13 protein-coding genes are annotated in these 18,378 nt (G+C 72.2%); 6 read left to right on the top strand and 7 right to left on the bottom strand.

The features are described from left to right. Positions 1-127: 127 nt before the first annotated feature. From HAV39_RS19925 to HAV39_RS19915, 3 genes are all read left to right on the top strand, one after another. Complete coding sequence (locus HAV39_RS19925) at positions 128-1,549, top strand: alpha,alpha-trehalose-phosphate synthase (UDP-forming) (RefSeq protein ID WP_191840688.1); 1,422 nt, start codon at positions 128-130, stop codon at positions 1,547-1,549. Next, on the top strand, positions 1,546-4,086 hold the full coding sequence (gene otsB / locus HAV39_RS19920; RefSeq protein WP_239120936.1) for a trehalose-phosphatase: 2,541 nt from the start codon (positions 1,546-1,548) through the stop codon (positions 4,084-4,086). Before HAV39_RS19925 ends, otsB begins: the two co-directional genes overlap by 4 nt. A gap of 106 nt (positions 4,087-4,192) precedes the next feature. After that, on the top strand, positions 4,193-5,662 hold the full coding sequence (locus HAV39_RS19915) for an AAA family ATPase (protein ID WP_191840687.1): 1,470 nt from the start codon (positions 4,193-4,195) through the stop codon (positions 5,660-5,662). Positions 5,663-5,796: 134 nt separating this feature from the next. Here HAV39_RS19915 and cobA read toward each other — a convergent pair whose 3' ends face one another. Together cobA and cobT are read right to left on the bottom strand one after the other, a co-directional pair. Next, entirely contained in the window at positions 5,797-6,996 is a 1,200-nt protein-coding gene (gene cobA / locus HAV39_RS19910) for a uroporphyrinogen-III C-methyltransferase (protein ID WP_191840686.1), read from the bottom strand. Between the two features lie 108 nt (positions 6,997-7,104). Further along, positions 7,105-8,178 carry a nicotinate-nucleotide--dimethylbenzimidazole phosphoribosyltransferase gene (gene cobT / locus HAV39_RS19905; protein WP_191840744.1) on the bottom strand — a complete coding sequence of 358 codons (1,074 nt, stop codon included), beginning with the start codon at positions 8,176-8,178 and terminating at the stop codon, positions 7,105-7,107. Between the two features lie 122 nt (positions 8,179-8,300). Between cobT and HAV39_RS19900 the strand changes: the two genes are divergently transcribed. Further along, positions 8,301-10,523 carry a transglycosylase domain-containing protein gene (locus tag HAV39_RS19900; RefSeq protein ID WP_239120935.1) on the top strand — a complete coding sequence of 741 codons (2,223 nt, stop codon included), beginning with the start codon at positions 8,301-8,303 and terminating at the stop codon, positions 10,521-10,523. A 72-nt stretch (positions 10,524-10,595) separates the two neighbouring features. On the opposite strand, the gene HAV39_RS19895 is transcribed toward HAV39_RS19900, so the two are convergent. Then, on the bottom strand, positions 10,596-11,195 hold the full coding sequence (locus HAV39_RS19895; RefSeq protein WP_120316582.1) for a GNAT family N-acetyltransferase: 600 nt from the start codon (positions 11,193-11,195) through the stop codon (positions 10,596-10,598). 178 nt (positions 11,196-11,373) lie between these two features. On the opposite strand from HAV39_RS19895, the gene HAV39_RS19890 reads away from it, so the two are divergent. Together HAV39_RS19890 and HAV39_RS42775 are read left to right on the top strand one after the other, a co-directional pair. Further along, positions 11,374-12,195: an SURF1 family cytochrome oxidase biogenesis protein gene (locus HAV39_RS19890; protein WP_239120934.1), complete on the top strand. Its 822-nt coding sequence runs from the start codon at positions 11,374-11,376 to the stop codon at positions 12,193-12,195. Positions 12,196-12,363: 168 nt separating this feature from the next. Continuing rightward, positions 12,364-13,377 carry a hypothetical protein gene (locus HAV39_RS42775; protein ID WP_244958834.1) on the top strand — a complete coding sequence of 338 codons (1,014 nt, stop codon included), beginning with the start codon at positions 12,364-12,366 and terminating at the stop codon, positions 13,375-13,377. 142 nt (positions 13,378-13,519) lie between these two features. Here HAV39_RS42775 and HAV39_RS19880 read toward each other — a convergent pair whose 3' ends face one another. The 4 genes from HAV39_RS19880 to HAV39_RS19865 all read right to left on the bottom strand — a co-directional run bounded on the left by HAV39_RS19880 (position 13,520) and on the right by HAV39_RS19865 (position 18,011). Continuing rightward, positions 13,520-14,893: a dipeptidase gene (locus tag HAV39_RS19880; protein WP_191840684.1), complete on the bottom strand. Its 1,374-nt coding sequence runs from the start codon at positions 14,891-14,893 to the stop codon at positions 13,520-13,522. 82 nt (positions 14,894-14,975) lie between these two features. Then, a complete protein-coding gene (locus HAV39_RS19875) occupies positions 14,976-15,524 on the bottom strand; it encodes a uridine kinase family protein (RefSeq protein WP_191840683.1) in 549 nt (182 codons plus the stop codon). A gap of 115 nt (positions 15,525-15,639) precedes the next feature. Next, positions 15,640-17,178, bottom strand: a complete 1,539-nt coding sequence (locus tag HAV39_RS19870; protein ID WP_191840682.1) for a cobyric acid synthase — start codon at positions 17,176-17,178, stop codon at positions 15,640-15,642. 194 nt (positions 17,179-17,372) lie between these two features. Continuing rightward, positions 17,373-18,011: a single-stranded DNA-binding protein gene (locus HAV39_RS19865; RefSeq protein WP_425321549.1), complete on the bottom strand. Its 639-nt coding sequence runs from the start codon at positions 18,009-18,011 to the stop codon at positions 17,373-17,375. Positions 18,012-18,378: the final 367 nt, after the last annotated feature.

Genomic DNA, 18,378 nt, shown 5'->3' with positions numbered 1-18,378 from the left:
TCAAAGCGCAGCGCTGGGATGATCTACACGTATCGCCATCGCGTGTCGCGCCGATGATCCACCTTTCAGAGGACTTCAGTAGTCTCAGAGGATGGCCCACGATCCACCGATCGGAGGAGAGGCAGCGATGGTCGATCGCAGTCCGTTCGTTGTCGTGGCAAACCGGCTGCCCGTGGACGAAGTGACCACGGACACCCCGGGAGGCCGCGTCACGGGTTCCGGAGATTCCCGCCGCCGGTGGCGGCGCAGCCCCGGCGGACTCGTCACCGCCCTGCACCCGGTGCTCGTCGAGCGCCATGGCACGTGGATCGGCTGGTCGGGCTCGCCCGGCCCGGCTCCGGAGCCGTTCGAGCTGGATGGGATCAACCTGCGGCCGGTGCCGCTCTCTGAAGAAGATCTTGAGCGGTACTACGAGGGCCAGTCCAACGCCACCATCTGGCCGCTCTACCACGACAACGTCGAGCCGCCCGTCTTCCGCCGCCGCTGGCGGGAGGCCTACCGGGTGGTCAACCGGCGCTACGCCGAGGCGGCCGCGGAGGTCGCCGCCCAGGGGGCCACCGTCTGGGTGCAGGACTACCAGCTCCAACTCGTGCCCGCGATGCTGCGCGAGCTGCGCCCCGACCTCAAGATCGGATTCTTCCTGCACATCCCTTTTCCGCCGATCGAGCTGTTCATGCAGCTGCCGCAGCGCGCCGAGGTGCTGCGCGGGCTGCTCGGGGCCGACCTGGTCGGCTTCCAGCAGCGGCTGGCCGCGCAGAACTTCATCCGGCTGGCCCGGCACCTGCTCGGCACGCCGTACCACGGCAACGTGATCGAATATGAGGGCCGCCAGGTCAAGGCGGACGCCTTCCCGATCTCGATCGACGTGGGCGAGATGCAGCGTCTCGCGGACAACCCACTTGTCCGGGAGCGGGCGGTGCAGATCCGGGCCGAGCTGGGCGACCCCAAAACGGTCATCCTGGGCGTGGACCGGCTCGACTACACCAAGGGCATCGAGCATCGCCTGAAGGCATATCGCGAGCTCTTGGCCGCGGGACGGCTGTCCGTGCCGGAATCGGTGATGGTGCAGGTCGCGACGCCGAGCCGGGAGCGGGTCGAGCACTACCAGGCACTTCGCATCAAGGTCGAGCGCGAGGTGGGCCGGATCAACGGCGATTTCGGCCGTGTCGGCGTGCCTGCGGTGCATTACCTGCACCAGTCGTACAGTCGCAGTGAGTTGGCCGCGCTCTACTGCGCGGCCGACGTCATGATGGTGACCCCGTTGCGGGACGGTATGAACCTGGTGGCCAAGGAGTACGTGGCGGCACGCTTGGAGCATGGTGGCGCACTCGTGTTGAGCGAGTTCGCGGGCGCGGCCGGAGAGCTGCGACAGGCGTTCCTGTGCAACCCCCACGATCTGGACGCGGTCAAGGACGCACTCATGCGCGCGGTCACCGTCGACGAGCACGAGGCCCGGCGCCGGATGAGCGTGATGCAGCGGCACCTGCGCCGCCACGACGTGGCGCGCTGGGCGTCAGACTTCCTGACCGAACTGGGAGCAATACCATGACCCTGGGCATGACCGTCGATCTCGACCGCGACGGCTTCGACCCCGAACTGCGCTCCGCGCTGGCGCAGCTTGCCCGCGTGCCGCACCTGCTCGTCGCGTGCGACTACGACGGCACCCTGGCCCCGATCGTGGAGGACCCGTCCGCGGCCGCCCCGATCCCGGAGGCGGTCGCAGCGTTGCGATCGCTGGCCACGCTCCCGCAGACCACCGTCGCGGTGGTCTCCGGGCGCGCACTGCGCGACCTGGCGGCGCTGTCCCGGCTGCCGAGCGAGGTCCATCTCGTCGGCAGCCACGGCTCCGAGTTCGACATCGGCTTCGTCCAGCGGCTCGCCTCCGACCTGGTCGAGCTGCGCAGCCGGCTGCAGACCGAGCTGGAGCGCATCGCCGCCGAGCACCCGGGCGTACGCCTGGAGAACAAGCCCGCCAGCGTCGCCGTGCACCTGCGCACCGCCTCCCGGGCGGTGGCGGCCGCGGTGACCGACGCCATCCGGTGCGGTCCGGCCGCCTGGGCCGGCGTGCACACCACCGAGGGCAAGGAGGTCGTCGAGCTGTCGGTGCTGGCCTCGCACAAGGGCACCGCGATCGACGAGCTGCGCCGCCAGGTGTCCGCGGGCGCGGTGCTGTTCATGGGCGACGACGTCACCGACGAGAACGCCTTCCGGCAGCTGTCGGGCAAGGACATCGGCGTGAAGGTGGGCGCGGGCGAGACCGCCGCGTCCTTCCGGGTGCACGACCCGCTGCAGGCGGTGCGCATCCTGGCGCTGCTGCTGGACACCCGGCGGCACTGGCTGTTCGGCGAGCGGGCGGTGCCGATCGAGCGCCACTCGATGCTGGCCGACGGCCGCACCGTCGCGCTGATCAGCCCGGACGCCCGGGTGAGCTGGCTGTGCCACCCGCGGCCGGACAGCGCGGCGATCTTCGCCGACCTGCTCGGCGGCGCGCCCGCGGGCCACTTCAGCGTGGGGCCGCAGCGCGGCGGCCACCCGCTCGGCCAGCGCTACCGCCCCGGCACGATGACCGTGGAGACCCGCTGGTCCGGGCTGACCGTGACGGACTGGCTCGAAGGCGACAGCCTGATGCGCCGCCTCACCGGCAACACCGTGGTGCGCGTCGAGTACGCGCCGCGGCCCGAGTTCGGGCAGGTGCCGGTCCAGCTGCAGCCGCTCACCGACGGGCTGCTCGTGCTGGGCACCAGCGAGCACCTGTGCCTGTACTCCCCCGGCGTCGAGTGGGACGTGGTCGACGATGGCGGGCACGACACCGCCCGCGCGGTCATCGACCTGTCGAAGATGAACGGCGAGGCGCTGCTCGAGATGCGCATGCGCAGCCACAACCTGACCGCCCACCCGCTGTCCGCGGGCGAGCGGCTGGAGCTGGTCGAGCAGCCGTGGCGGGAATGGGCCAACTCGCTGGAACTGCCCTCGGTCGAGAAGGAGGTGGTCATGCGCAGCGCGCTCACGCTGCGCGGGCTGTGCCACTTCGAGGGCGGCGGCGTCATCGCGGCGGCGACCACCTCGCTGCCGGAGACGCTGGGCGGCATCCGCAACTGGGACTACCGCTTCGTCTGGCTGCGCGACGGCGCGATGACCGTCAAGGCGCTGGTCGAACTCGGCTCGCTGACCGAGGCCGAGGCGTTCCTGCGCTGGGTCGACGGGGTCGTCGACCGCACCGGCGGGCACCCGGAGCGGCTGCACCCGCTCTACACCGTGGACGGCTACGAGCTCGGCCCCGAGGCCGTGATCGAGAGCCTGCCCGGCTACGCCGGCTCCCGGCCGGTGCGCGTCGGCAACGCCGCCAACAAGCAGCTCCAGCTGGACGTGTTCGGCCCGGTCGCGGACGTGCTGATGGCGGTCGCGGACAAGCGCGGCAAGATCCGTCACGAGGAGTGGCGGGTCATGGAGGCCATGGTGCAGGCCTGCTCCCAGCGCTGGCACGAGCCCGACCACGGCATCTGGGAGGCGCGTCTGCCTCCGCGCCACCACGTGTACTCCAAGGTCATGTCGTGGATGACGGTGGACCGGGCGCTGCAGGTGCTGGAGCGGCACACCACCGAGGAGCGGCCCGAGTGGGTCGAGCTGCGGGACCGGATCGCCGAGAACGTCCTGCACCAGGGCTGGCACGAGGGCACCAAGGCGTACACGGTGGCCTACGGCTTCCCGGAGATGGACGCCTCCAGCCTGTGGATCGGCCTGTCCGGCCTGCTGGCCGACGACGACCCGCGCTTCCTGGACACGGTGCTCGCGGTCGAGGCAGAGCTCCGCTCGGGACCGGTCGTCTACCGCTACAAGTGGGACGACGGCATGCCCGGCAAGGAGGGCGGCTTCCACATCTGCACCGCGTGGCTGATCGAGGCCTACCTGCGTACCGGCCGCCGGGCCGACGCCGAGGAGCTGTTCGACCAGATGCTGGCCACGGCCGGCCCGACCGGCCTGCTCCCCGAGCAGTACGACCCGGACCTGGAGCGCGGCCTCGGCAACCACCCGCAGGCCTACAGCCACCTCGGCCTGATCAGGTGCGCGCAACTGCTCGGCAGGTGAGCACGGCGAAGGGGCTCCACCCTGCGGGGTGGAGCCCCTTCCTTTGCCACGACTATGGTAACTCCAGCTATCATAGCTGCAGCTATCATAATCAGGGGGTACGCCGATGGACGCAGCGAAGCCGCAGCGCCTGCACGGCCGCGCGGTCGAGTGGGACGAGCTGACCGACTTCGTCTCGGCTCCGACGGCGGGGGCGACCCTCGGCCTCGTCTACGGCCGCCGCCGCCAGGGCAAGACACTCATGCTCGAACTGCTGGCCCAGCAGACCGGCGGCTTCTTCTTCGGCGCGACGCAGCAGACCGAGAGCCAGAACCTGGCCGACCTCGGTCGCGCACTCGCCGAACACCGCGGACTCGGTTCGCCGCTGGCACCGGCCGACTGGCGCGAGGCGCTGACCGAGCTGATCCGGCTCGGCCGCGAACGGCAGCTGCCCGTCATCATCGACGAGTTCCCCTACCTCGTCGCGACGACGCCCGCCCTGCCCTCCTATCTGCAGCAGGCCCTGAGCCCGCTCGGCGAGGCCAAGCAGGACACCCGCACCCGGCTCGTCCTCTGCGGCAGCGCGCTGACCACGATGTCCACGCTGCTCGCCGCGGGCGCTCCGCTGCGCGGCCGGGCGGTGCTGGAACTGGTGGTGCGTCCGTTCGGCTACCGCGAAGCGGCCGCATTCTGGGGACTCACCGATCCCGACCTCGCCTTCCGGGTCAACGCCCTGGTCGGCGGGACACCGGCATACCTGGAGATGAGCGGAGGGGCCGGGCCGCGCAGCGCCGCCGACTTCGACCGCTGGGTGCGGCGCCGGATCGTCAATCCCGCGTCGGCGATGTTCCGTGAGGGCAGCCTGCTGCTGCGCGAGGACCCGTCGATCGCCGACCCCACCTCGTACGCCGCCGTCCTCACCGCGCTGAGCGCCGGCAAGGTCCGCCGCACCGAGATCGCGGCCGAACTCGGCCGGCCCGCCTCGGCGCTGGCCCACCTGCTCAACGGTTTGCAGGGCATCGGCCTGGTCGAGGCCGTCGACGACGCGCTGCGCAGCAAGCGCACCGTCTACCGGATCACCGAGCCCGTCGTCCGGCTGTACCAGCTGATCATCAACCGGCACGAGGCCGAGCTGGTCGCGGGGCGGGCGGAGCAGGTGTGGGACCGCAACAGCGACACCATCGCCTCCAAGATCTACGGACCGCACTTCGAGGATCTGAGCCGCCAGTGGTGTTTGTGGCACGCGAGTGAGCAGACGCTGGGCGGCCTGGCGAGCCGGGCGCTGCCCACGGAACTCCCCTGCCGGGACCACCGGGCCGGCCACGAGCTGGACGCCGTCGTCTGGGAGACCCGTGCCGGCCACCCCGGGCGCATCATCGCGATCGGCGAGGCCAAGGCCACCGCGAGCCCGGTCGGCGTCGACGAGCTGACCCGCCTCGACCATCTGCGCGGGCTGCTTCCCGCCGACGCCGCGACCCCCGCGCCCCGCCTGCTGCTGTTCGCCCGTTCGGGCTTCACCCCCGCGCTGAGACGCACCGCGGCCACCCGCGACGACGTCGAACTCGTCGACCTGGACCGCCTGTACCACGGCTCGTGACACCAGCGCGCTGCGCAGCCGCGCACAGCTTCATGATCTGTTTTTGTGGACGCCTGATGTCGCTATGACGACGCCGGACGTCCACAAAAACAGATCATGACGGCTGGCGGCCGGTCCCGATGCCGCAGGCCGGATCAACGTCCGGGTGTCAGGACCTCGGCCACGTGACCGATGACGACGATGGCGGGCGGGTTGAGCTGCTTGGCGAGGTCGGGCAGGTCGGCGAGGGTGCCGTGGACGGACTTCTGCTGGTCCGTCGTGCCCTCCTGGACGATCGCGGCGGGGGTCGTGGCGTCGCGGCCGTGCGCCAGCAGCGTCGCCACGATGGCGGGCAGGTTCTTCAGGCCCATCAGGATCACCAGCGTGCCGCGCAGCCGGGCCAGCGCGGGCCAGTCCACCAGCGAGTCCGGATGGTCCGGGCCGATATGCCCGCTGACCACGGTGAACTCGTGCGCGACCCGGCGGTGCGTCACCGGGATGCCCGCCGCGGCGGGCACCGAGATCGCGCTCGTCACGCCGGGCACCACGGTCACCGGCACACCCGCCTCGGCGCAGGCCAGCACCTCTTCGCCGCCGCGGCCGAAGACGTACGGGTCACCGCCCTTGAGGCGCACCACGAAGAGCCCCGCCCTGGCCCGTTCCACCAGGATGCGGTTGATCTCCTCCTGCTGCGCGGCTGGTCCATAGGGCAGCTTCGCCACGTCGACCAGTTCCACGTCGGCGCGCAGCTCGTCGAGGAGCAGGCCGGGGCCGAGCCGGTCGGCGACCACCACGTCCGCGGCGGCCAGCAGGCGACGGCCCTTGACCGTGATCAGCTCCGGGTCGCCGGGACCGCCGCCGACCAGCGCCACGGTGCCCTTCACCGTCTCCGGCACGGTCGCCTCATCGGTGGCCAGCAGGTTCGCGATGCGGTCGCGGACCGCCACCGCCCGCCGCGGTGAGCCGCCCGCGAGCACGGCCACGGTCACCGCGCCGTGCCGGGCCACCGCCGGTGTCCAGGCGCTCGCGGCGTGCCGGTCGTCGGCGCGTACGCAGAAGATGCGGCGCTGCTCCGCAGCGGCCGAGACCGACTCCGCGGCGTCGTGGTCGTCGACCGCGACCTGCACCAGCCACACGCCGTCCAGGTCTCCCTCGGCGAACGGCCGCTCCAGCCAGGTGAGCCGGCCCGCGTCGGCCAGCCCGCGCAGCGCGGGCGTCAGCTCCGGCGCGACCAGGCGCAGCTGTGCACCGGCCGCCAGCAGCGCGGGCACCCGCCGGGTCGCCACCGCGCCCCCGCCGACGACCAGCACCGGCCGCCCGTCCAACCGCAGCGCGAGGGGATAGAGGTCACTCACTGTCGCTGCACGCCCTTCGTAGTGCCCTGCGCGGCACCCCGCACGGGGTCGCTCACTCCTCGACTTTCTCCCGAGCCACCACGGCTCAGCCTGCGGGGCTCGCTGCGCTCACTCCTCGACTTTCGCGGCGACACCGGCGCTGTCGAACGTCGCCATCTCGTGCAGGACCCGCACCGCGCCGGCCACGATCGGATAGGCCAGCACCGCGCCGGTGCCCTCGCCCAGCCGGAGGCCGAGGTCGAGCAGCGGGTTCAGTTCGAGCTGCGACAGCGCCACGCTAGCGCCCGGCTCGACCGACTGATGTCCCGCGATCATCGCGTCCCGGCTGCTGGGCGCGATGGCCACCGCCGTCAGCGCGGCGGCGGCCGCGATCACGCCGTCGAGGATGACCGGCACCCGGCGCGACGCCGCGCCCAGGATGAAGCCGGCCAGCCCGGCGTGCTCCAGGCCGCCGAGCGCGGCCAGCACCGCGACCGGGTCGGTGGCCGGGTCGCCGCCCCAGGACGGGCCGTGCAGTGCCAGCGCCTGCCGGATCACCTCGACCTTGCGCAGGTGCGTGGGCGTGTCGATGCCGGTGCCGTAGCCGGTCACGACGCCGGGGTCGCGCCCGGTGAACGCGGAGATCAGCGCCGCCGACGCGGTGGTGTTGCCGATGCCCATGTCGCCGGTGAGCAGCACACGAGCCCCGCCGTCGATCATCGCGGACGCGGTCTGGATGCCGACTTCCAGTGCGGCCTGCGCCTCGGCGCGGGTCATCGCGGGCTCGACGGTCATGTCCCGGGTGCCGGCCCGCACCTTGGCCGAGATCAGGCCGTCGGCGGGGGGCAGGTCGGCGGCGACGCCGATGTCGACCACGGTCACCGTGACGCCGGTCTGCCGGGCCAGCGCGTTCACGGCGGCGCCACCGGCCAGGAAGTTGCCGACCATCTGCGCGGTGACCTCCTGCGGCCACGGGGTCACGCCCTGCGCGTGCACGCCGTGGTCGCCCGCGAAGACGGCGAGCTGGGCGGGCTCCAGCCGCGGGGGCGGGCAGGCCGCGGCCAGCCCGGCCAGGCGCACCGACAGCTCCTCCAGCTCGCCCAGCGAGCCGGCCGGCTTGGTCAGGCGCGCCTGCAGTTCCCGGGCCAGGTTCATCGCGGCGGCGTCGAGCGGACGGACCGCCTCGATCGTTAAGCCCAACAGCTCACTCGTCACGACCTCACCTCACCACGTCGACTGTCGCGATGCCGACTCGGGGGTAGAAAACGTCGCGTCTTTTACTGCTTTGAATCCATCTACTGAGTAGTTTGTCCTACCTTTGTAGGGTGAAGCCGCTTAGCCGCCTAAAAGGTGCAATTTCCGCCACCGGACGTCTCGCGCCGATCCTGCGCTCGGGCCTGATCGCAGGCGTCGTCGTCGCCGCGGTCACCTACCCCCTCGCCGCCGTGGGCGGCCTCGGGCTGAAGGCCGGCGCCGATTTCTACGACTCGCTGCCGGCCGAGCTCAAGAGCCTGCCGCCGGCGCAGACCAGTTACGTGTACGCGTCGGACGGCAAGACGCTGCTCACGAACTTCTACGAGGAACACCGCAAGTACTCGCCGATCGCCGACGTGTCGGAGAACATCCGCAAGGCGATCGTGGCCAGCGAGGACGGGCGCTTCTACGAGCACAACGGCGTCGACGCCAAGGGCATCGCGCGTGCCTTCGTGGCCAACCACACCGCCGGTGAGGTGTCCCAGGGCGCGTCGACGCTGACCATGCAGTACGTGCGCATGGCCCTGCGCGACGGCGCGCAGACCCCCAGCGAGGTCATGGCGGCGACCGAGCAGACCCCACTGCGCAAGATCCGTGAGGCCCGGCTGGCCATCAAGGTGGAGAAGGAGCTGTCGAAGACCGACATCCTCGAGCGCTACCTGAACGTGGCCTACTTCGGGCACCGCGCCTACGGCGTCTTCGCCGCGGCGCAGATCTTCTTCTCCAAGCTGCCGAAGGACCTGACGCTGGCCGAGTCGGCCACCCTGGCCGGCCTCGTCAAGGCGCCCACCGCGTACGACCCGGCGGGCAGCGACCAGACGGCGGCCACCCAGCGGCGCAACTACGTCATCGACCGGATGGCCGAACTCGGCTACATCACGCCCGAGGTCGCGGCGACGACGAAGAAGGAACCCATCAAGCTGAAGATCACCGAGCCGCCGAACGACTGCATCGCGGTCGCCAAGCAGAACAACAGCTGGGGCTTCTTCTGCGACATGTTCAAGAACTGGTGGCTGTCGCAGCCGGCGTTCGGGGCCAACCCGGGCGAGCGCGAGGACAACCTGCGCCGCGGCGGCTACAAGATCACCACTTCGCTGGACCCGAAGGTCCAGGACATCGCGATGGACCACGTCACCAAGCGCCAGCCCATCGGCAGCGCGTACGCCCTGGGCGAGGTCGTGGTGCAGCCCGGCACCGGGCTGGTCAAGGCGATGGCGGTGAACCGCACCTACTCCCTCGACCAGGACGGCAACGGGGCGCACACCGACCCCAAGCGCTACGGCAAGGTCAAGGGCAACTACCCGAACACGGTGAACCCGCTGCTCGGCGGCGGCAACCTGCCCGGCTACCAGGCCGGCTCGACGTTCAAGATCTTCACGATGGTCGCCGCGCTCGACGCCGGAATGAAGATGAACACCTGGTTCTACGCGCCGCACCGGTACAAGTCGCAGTACTTCGCCGGCTGGGGCGAGCGCGGCTCCTGCGGCGGCGGGCACTGGTGCCCGTCCAACGCCAGCGGCTCGATGACCGGCAACCACGCCATGTGGTCGGGCTTCGGCAAGTCGGTCAACACGTACTTCGTGCAGCTGGAGCAGAAGGTCGGCGCGGACAAGGCGGTCCGCATGGCCGAGCGGCTCGGCCTGAAGTGGCGCACCGACATCGACCAGCTGCAGGCCTCGCCGGGCAAGTCCAAGACCTGGGGTTCGTTCACCCTCGGCGTCGCGGACACCACGCCGCTGGAGATGGCCAACGCGTACGCCACCATGGCGGCCGACGGCAAGTTCTGCGAGGCGCTGCCGGTCACCGGGATCATCAAGCCCGACGGCACCCCGGCGATGATGGACGTCAAGGGCAAGCAGGTGCCGGTCGCCACGCCCCGCTGCCGGCAGGAGGTCAGCAAGGACGTGGCCCGCGCCGCCACCGACGCGATGCGCTGCGTCACCGGGTACGGCGCGGCCAAGGGCGGGTGCGGCGGCTGGTCCACCGCCCCCGGCGTCTACGGCATGGTCGACCGCCCGGTCGCGGGCAAGACCGGCACCACCGACGACACCCGGGCCGCCTGGTTCGTCGGGTTCACCAAGGAGCTGGCCGCGGCGGCGTTCATGGCCGACCCGGACAACCCGTTCCACGCCACCGGCGACTACAACGCCTGGAAGCCGATCGAGACCGTGGCGTACACGCTGAAGGACTCGCTGAAGGGCAAGGACGTGCAGCAGTTCACGCCGCCGTCCGACAACATCCTCGGCAAGAAGCCTGCGAACCTGCCGAAGATGAAGAAAAAGAAGAAGAACTGACCGGCTCACACAGCGAAGGGGCCCCGCCACTCGGCGGGGCCCCTTCGTTTGCGTGTCAGCTTCGTTCGCAGGTCAGCGCAGGTCGGCCGCCACTATCGACCAGACCTCCAGGTCCACCCGGCCGCTGTGCACGTACCCGGCGTTGCGCAGCAGGCCCTCGTAGGTGAAGCCGGCCTTCTCGGCCACCCGCCGCGACGCGGTGTTGCCCGGGGCCACCCGCAGCTCGATGCGCTGGAAGCCGTGCTCCAGCACCAGCGCCAGGGTCAGCGCGTCCACCGCCTCCGGCGCCATGCCCAGCCCGCGGGTATCGGCGGAGACGGCGTACGAGATCTCGGTGACCCGGCCGACCCAGTCCGTGCGCTTTGTCCACAGGCAGCCGACCAGCCGCTGGTCCTCGCGCCGCACGATGCCGTAGTGGTCGCCCGCCCCGCTGTCGCGGCGCTCCCCCGCCATCTCCGTGCACCACGAGCGCCCGTCGATCTGGCCGAACTCCTTCGGGAACGGCAGCCAGCGCTGCGTCTGCTTGTCCGCGAAGATCTCGGTCACCGGGTCGGCGTCGGCGGCCACCAGCGGGCGCACGTCCAGCCGCGGCGTCTGCACGGTCATCGTCGGAAAGCGGCGCACCGCGATGTTGCCCAGCCCGGCCACGCCGGAATCGGGATTGGCAGACATACGACAGACTCCAGACGTAAGGGCGGCCGCCTCGGCGGAGCACATGAACTGATCCTCAGACGCGCGGCCGCTGTCCGAAGCTGCACCATACCCGCTGTGCCATCCGGTCGCCCGAGTGACCGCTCCACCGATCGGCCGTGACAGAACTCACAGCTCAGGGCGTGGGTAAACTGCCCGGGTGCACGCCCTCCTCACCCGCCGCTGGCTGACCGTCTTCGCCGTCGCCCTGCTCGCCTCCTTCGTGATGGTGCTGCTCGGCCGCTGGCAGTGGAGCCGGTACGAGCTGCGCAGCGCGATCAACGACCGGATCGACGCCAGCACCGTGGTCACGCCGGTGCCGGTCGGCGACGTGCTGTCCCCCGCCACCGGCGGCAAGGGCGCGGCCCCGGGCCCCGGCGAGGACCGGGCCTGGACGCGGATCACCGCCACCGGGCGGTACGACGCCACCCAGGAGATCCTGGTGCGCAACCGCACCGTCGACGGGCAGGTCGGCTACGAGATCCTCACTCCCCTGCTGCTGGCCGACGGCTCGGCCCTGCTGGTCGACCGCGGCTGGGTGCCGCCGCACCCCGACGGCATCACCGTCGCCCCGAAGTTCCCCGCGGCGCCCGGCGGCACCGTCACCGTCGTCGGCCGGGTGCACCTGACCGAATCCGGCGCGGGCGCCGTCGACCAGCGCAACGGCCACTGGGAGACCCGCCGGGTCAGCGTGCCCGCCATCGCCGACAAGCTGCCCTACCCGGTGCTCGGCGCGTACGTGCTCGCCGACGCCGACACCCCCGGCGCGCAGGGGCTGACCGCGATCGAGGTCGGCCACGAGAACGACTGGCTCAACCTCGGGTACGCGATCCAGTGGTGGATCTTCGCGGCCGGCGCTCTGGTCGGCGTGGCCTTCCTGTACCGCAAGGACCAGCGCGAGCAGCGCGCCGCGGCCGAGGCCGGCACCGGCCCTGATCCGGAGCCCACGCCCGAGCCCGCCGACGCCGCCACGTCCGCCTGACCCGCATCGCCTGGTCGGGACAGCGGCGTCGGCCGCTGCGACCGGCACGACCGTCCGGTGCGGACACCGATCCGGTGATCGCGCCGCGCATGCCGAGGCACCTGCGCCCGCACGGGCGGGCTACGGAGGCAGCCGATGCGCTGGCAAGGCAACGGCTATGGTGCCGGTGTGACCGACGAGCAGCCCGACCAGCCGCGCCCCGACCTGCCGCCGACCCTGCCGCTGCCGACCGAGCCGATGAAGGCCTTCGGCGCGCGCGCCCGCGCCGAGATGCCCGACGCAGCCCAGGTCCCCGTCGCCGCACCGCCGAGCGAGCCGCCGACCCCGCCGACCATGCCCGTGGTCTACCTCGCCACCCCGCCGGCCGACCCGACCCAGCCGATCCCGTCCGCACCCGCCGTGGGCTCGGCGTCCGTCCCCACCCCGCCGACGGCCCCGATCTCCGCCCCACCCGCGGTGGGACCCGCGCAGGTCTCCAGCCCGCCCGCCGCACCACTCGCACCCACCGCCCCGATCTCGGCCGCACCCGCCGTAGGGTCCGCGCAGGTGTCCACACCCCCGCTCGCACCCACCGCCCCGATCTCGGCCGCACCCGCCGTAGGGTCCGCGCAGGTGTCCACACCCCCGCTCGCACCGTCGCCGTGGACGCCGCCGATGGCCGCCGCGCCACCGGCTCCGGCCGCCCCCGTGGCATCGCCGGTCGCGCCGCCGCCCGCGGCGCGTGCGACGCAACCGACGCAGCCCGCGCCGCCGCGGTTGCAGCTGCCGCACACCCCCGCTCCGGCGGCCCGGCCACCGGCCACACCCCCCGGCCGGCCCGCGGCCGGTCCCGGGCCGGTGCTCGTGCAGCTCGGCGAGGTGTCGGTCAGCTCGACCACGATCCACACGCCGTCGGGCGAGATCCCGCTGCGCGGTTCACAGTGGGCGGTCAGCGATCAGTGGCACTCCCAGCAGCGCATCCCCACCTGGGCGGTGGTCTGCGCGGTGCTCGGCTTCTTCCTGCTCTGCTTCCTGAGCCTGCTCTTCCTGCTCGCCAAGGAGACCCGGTACAGCGGCACGGTCCAGGTCATCATCACCAACGGCCCGCGCCAGTACGTCGTCCGCATCCCGGTCACCGACCAGCGCGTCGTCGCCCACATCCACGCCCAGGTCAACTACGCCCGCTCCCTCGCCGCCCTGTGACCCGCATTGAATAGACGTTGGCCTATTACATCGAGAAAAAGAAGATCGAACTCGATGTAATAGGCCAACGTCTATGACAGAACGGGGTGAGGTCACGCAGGCCGCCCACTGCCCCGCGAGGAGGCAGTGGGCGGTTACGCGGTCAGGACTTGGCGGCCTCGGCGACGTTGTGCAGGAGCAGGGCCTCGGCGAGGCAGACCCGGGCGAACTCGCCCAGGTGCAGGCTCTCGTTGGGGCCGTGCGCCTTGGCGTGCGGGTCCTCCACGCCGGTGACCAGGATCGACGCGCCCGGGAACATCTCCTGGAACGTCGCGATGAACGGGATCGAGCCGCCGACGCCGATCTCGACAGGCTCGGTGCCGTCCCAGGCCGTCGCGAACGCCGAGCGGGCCGCGTCGAAGTACTTGCCGGTGGCGTCGATCACGCACGGGTTGCCGTCGTGCTCGAACTCGAAGCTGACCTTCGCGCCCCACGGCACGTGCTTCTCCAGGTGCGCCATCAGCGCCTGGTACGCCGACTTCGGGTCGTCGCCGGGGGCGAGCCGCATGCTCAGCTTGGCGCGGGCGGCCGGCACCAGCGCGTTGGGCGCCTCGGCGGTGCGCGGGGCGTCGATGCCGAGCACGGCCAGCGCCGGCTTGGTCCACATCCGGTCGACGATGCGGCCGGTGCCGATCAGCTCGACGCCGTCGATGATGCCCGCCTCGGCGCGGTAACGGTCCACCGGGTAGTCCAGCGGCGCGGCCTCGCCGCTGACCAGGCCGGGCACCGCGACGTCACCGTTCTCATCGTGCAGGGTCGCCAGCAGCCGGCACAGCACGGTCAGCGCGTCGGGCACGGCGCCGCCGAACATGCCGCTGTGCACCGCGGACTCCAGCACCTGCACGTCGACGAAGCTGTTCACGATGCCGCGCAGCGAGGTCGTCAGCGCGGGCACGCCGATGTCCCAGTTGCCGGAGTCGGCGATGACGATGACGTCCGCGGCCAGCTCGGCCTTGTGCTTCTCCAGCAGGGCGGGCAGCGAGTCGGAGCCGAACTCCTCCTCGCCCTCGACGAACACGACCACGCCCAGCGGCAGCCGGTCGTCGTCGGTGCCGCAGCCGAAGGCACGCAGCGCCGCGATGTGCGCCATGACGCCGGCCTTGTCGTCGGCGGCACCGCGGCCGTAGAGGCGGCCGTCGCGCTCGGTCGGCTCGAACGGCTCCGACTCCCACTTGCTCAGGTCACCGACCGGCTGGACGTCGTGGTGGGCGTAGAGCAGGACGGTCGGCGCGCCGGCCGGTGCGGGGCGGCGGCCGATGACCGCGGGGTGCCCGTCGCCGATCCGGCTGACCTGCACGTCAAGCCCGACGCCGCGCATGAGTTCGGCGACCGCCTGGGCGGAGCGCTCCAGCGGGGCGAAGTCGAAGCCGTCGAAGGCGATGCCGGGGATGCGTACGAGCGCCTCGAGGTCGGCCCGTACCCCCGGGAGCTCGCGCTCGATCGCAGCGCGCAGCTCGTCAACAGTGAGGGTCGTCATGAGGATGATCCTGTCACGGCCCCCGGACGACCTGCACGGCGATCGGCCGGTTGGGGCCGGTGCCCGCGGCGTCCGCCCCGGCTCAGCCGACTCCGTCGATGCGCAGGTCGGCCAGCGCGGCGGTGCCGTCGGCCGCGAAGTGGATCGACTCGCGCCGCCGCCACTCGCGCAGCGCCGGCTGCATCGCCGGTCCGTCGCGCAGCACGCTGCGGGCCCGGCGCACCGCGGGCGGGGCGTCCACGTACACGGTGAGGCTGGCCCAGGCCCGGCCCTGCGCGCGGGCGCTGCCCACGCCCTCGACGATCACCACCTCGGCGGGCCACACGGTCACCCACTCGGTGCCGAAGCGCCGCAGGTGCCAGTCGTACGTGTGGTAACCGCCCGGCGCGCCCAGCCGGATCGGGGTGAGCACCTGCCGCTCCAAGCGCGCCCAGTAGGTGAACTGGTCGTCCCAGCCGTCGAGCAGGTCGTCGGTGTGCACCACGGAGACCGACCGCTCGCCCAGCGCCTGCGCCAGCCGCGCCGCGTGGAAGGTCTTGCCGGCCCCACTCGGCCCGTCGATCAGCACCAGCCGGCTGCGCCCGAGCCGCGGCGGCGCCGCCAGCAGTCGCGCGACCTCGTCGCCCGTCACCGGACCCCTCCTCTCCGGCTCTGCCACTCGACAGATTCAGGGAAACCGCAGTCATCGGCACCCGAACTCGTGCAGTTTCCCCAAAAGTGCAAGCCGGGGGCGCGGCGAGGGCGCGTCATCCGAGCGACGGCGCGCCGGGCGGCAGGAACGGCAGGCCCGCCGGCGCTCCGTTCTCGATCAGCTGCCACAGGCGCTCGGTGTCCAGGTGCTCCTCCACCAGGTCACCGAGCCGGTCGACGGTCGCCTCGCGCATGGCTGCGAAGCTCGTGTCCGGCGCGACCTCGAACCCGTGCCGCCCGGCCAGGCCCGCGGCCAGGGTGAGAAAGCGGCGGCGGAACTCGTCGGACTCGAATGCGCCGTGCCAGTGCGTGCCGAACACGTTGCCGGCGGCCACGCCCTCGGTGTCACCGTCGGGCAGGGTGATCAGCGACGCCAGCGCCGGATCCCGGTACGCCACCCGCCCGTGATGGATCTCGTAACCGCGCACGTCCGCGCCGAGCGCGTGCCCGGTCGGCCGGGACAGCGTCTTGTCCGGCGCGAACACGATCCGCACCGGCAGCAGCCCGAGCCCGGCCACCTCGCCGCGGCGGCTCTCCACCTCGTCGGCGATCTGCTCGGACAGCATCTGGAAGCCGCCGCAGATGCCCAGCAGCGGCCGCCCGGCCTGGGCGTGTGCGAGCACGGCCTGGTCCAGGCCCGTGTCACGGAGCCAGCGCAGGTCGTCCACGGTCGCCTTGGTGCCGGGCAGCACCACCAGGTCGGCGTCGGCGATCTCGCCCGGCTCGACGGTCAGCCGCACGCTCACCCCGGGCTCGCAGGCCAGCGCCTCGGCGTCGGTGGCGTTGGAGATGTGCGGCAGCCGCACCACGGCGACCCGCAGCCACTCCTGCCCGCGGGCCGGGCCGGGCCGGCCGAGCACCCGCCCGTACGCGAGCGCGTCCTCCGCGTCGAGCCACAGGTCCACATCGAACGGCAGCACCCCGTACACGGTCCGGCCGGTGGCCGCCTCGATCATGTCCACGCCGGGCTGGAGCAGCTCCCGCGAGCCGCGGAACTTGTTGACCACGAACCCGGCGACCAGCGCCTGGTCCTCGGCGTCGAGCAGGGCGACGGTGCCGAACATGGCCGCGAAGACACCGCCGCGGTCGATGTCGCCGACCACGATCGTGGGCATCCGCCCGTGCCGGGCCAGCCCCATGTTGACGTAGTCGTGGTCGCGGAGGTTGATCTCCGCCGGGCTGCCGGCGCCCTCGCACACCACGACGTCGTACTCCGCCCGCAGCTCGTCGTAAGCGGCGAACGCGGCACCGGACATGGCCGGCTTCAGCCGCCGGAAGTTCGCCGCGTCGATGGTGTCCACCGCCTGTCCCAGCAGCACGACCTGGCTGGTGTGGTCGCTGCCGGGCTTGAGCAGCACCGGGTTGAACCGCACCTGCGGCTCCTGCCCGCTGGCGACCGCCTGCAGCGCCTGCGCCCGCCCGATCTCACCGCCGCGGCCCTGCCCGTCGACGACGACCGCCGAGTTGTTCGACATGTTCTGCGCCTTGAACGGGGCCACCCGCACACCGCGACGGTGCAGCCAGCGGCACACCCCCGCGGTCAGCACGCTCTTGCCGGCGTCGGACGTCGTGCCGGCGATCAAGATCCCGCTCATGCTCCCAGCCTAGGGGAACGCGCTGGACCCCCCGTCATGCCGGAGCGGGGCGACCGGCCTCCCCAGCAAGCCCGCCGGCCGCCCCTCCCCTGCCCGACATCACCCGCCCGGCGACGCGCCCGCCGCTACCGCGGGCCGCCGACACGCGTCCCTACCGCGGACGGCGGAACGGGCGATGCCCCCTCACCAGGGGTCTATGCCGCGACGGGCACCCGCGAGCGGGCCGCCGCCTCGTCCTCGTCGAGGTCGTCGTCGGCGTCCTCGTCGTCGGCGTCCTGCTCACCGGTGACGAGCTCGGCCTGCAGCCCGCCGCCGCGCAGCGACGCGATCGCGTCGAGGTCGAACGCGCCGCCGAAGGACGCGTCGTCGTCGGCGAACAGCGGGTCGTTCGGGTCCGGGCCGATCCGCATGTCCGGCGCGGCCTCGGTCTGTTCGCCGCCCACCCGGCTCTCGCCCGTGCCGTCCTCGACCGCACTGGTCGAGGTGCCCGGCTTGGTCCGGGCGAACCTGCCCCGGCCCCGCGACAGGTCGTGGCCGACGGCCGCCGCCTCCAGCTCGTACATCACGCGGCGCTGGCCGTCCTCGTCGATCCAGTCGCGGGTGTAGAGCCGTCCGACGACCACCACGGGGTCGCCGACCATCACCGAGCTGGCGACGCCCTCGGCGAGCCGCCGCCAGCAGTTGACCCGCACGCGCAGGCTGTTCCCGTCCACCCAGCGGTTGTTGGCCCGGTCCAGCCGCCGGGCCGTGGAGGCCACCTTGAAGTTGGCCACGAGCTGCCCGGACTGGCTGGTGCGCCGCCACTCCGGCGCGGTCAGGACATTGCCCACGATCGTGGGGCGAGCTAAAACACATGCCACCTCTCGTAGATCCCGGGCGGGAGCGCTCGGCCATCCGGTAGGCCGCGCCACTGGTGCGGGTCAAGCGTCCGCAGTCAGCCGGATCACGTCCGCGGCGATCCGCCCGTGCCCGGCCAGCCTTGTTCCGCAGGCTCAGCTCCGGCACGTGCGCGCGGCGATCCGGCTCTGCCCGCCAGCCGCAACCGCCCTCGGTGCACATCGCCACCAGGTCTACTCCGGGCGGCCGAAGTCGACGATCCCGACAAGGTGGTCGGTGTCCGGCCGGTCGGCCCGGCGGTTCGCCCGCCGACGGCGCCCACCACCGTCAGGAACCCCAGCGGGACCCGCCACCAACCGCTTT

Origin of the sequence: Catellatospora chokoriensis, from assembly GCF_011297315.1 — a bacterium.
GTDB lineage: Bacteria > Actinomycetota > Actinomycetes > Mycobacteriales > Micromonosporaceae > Catellatospora > Catellatospora citrea.
The sequence above is the reverse complement of the archived record's forward strand: the minus strand, read 5'-3'. Positions and strand labels throughout refer to the sequence as shown.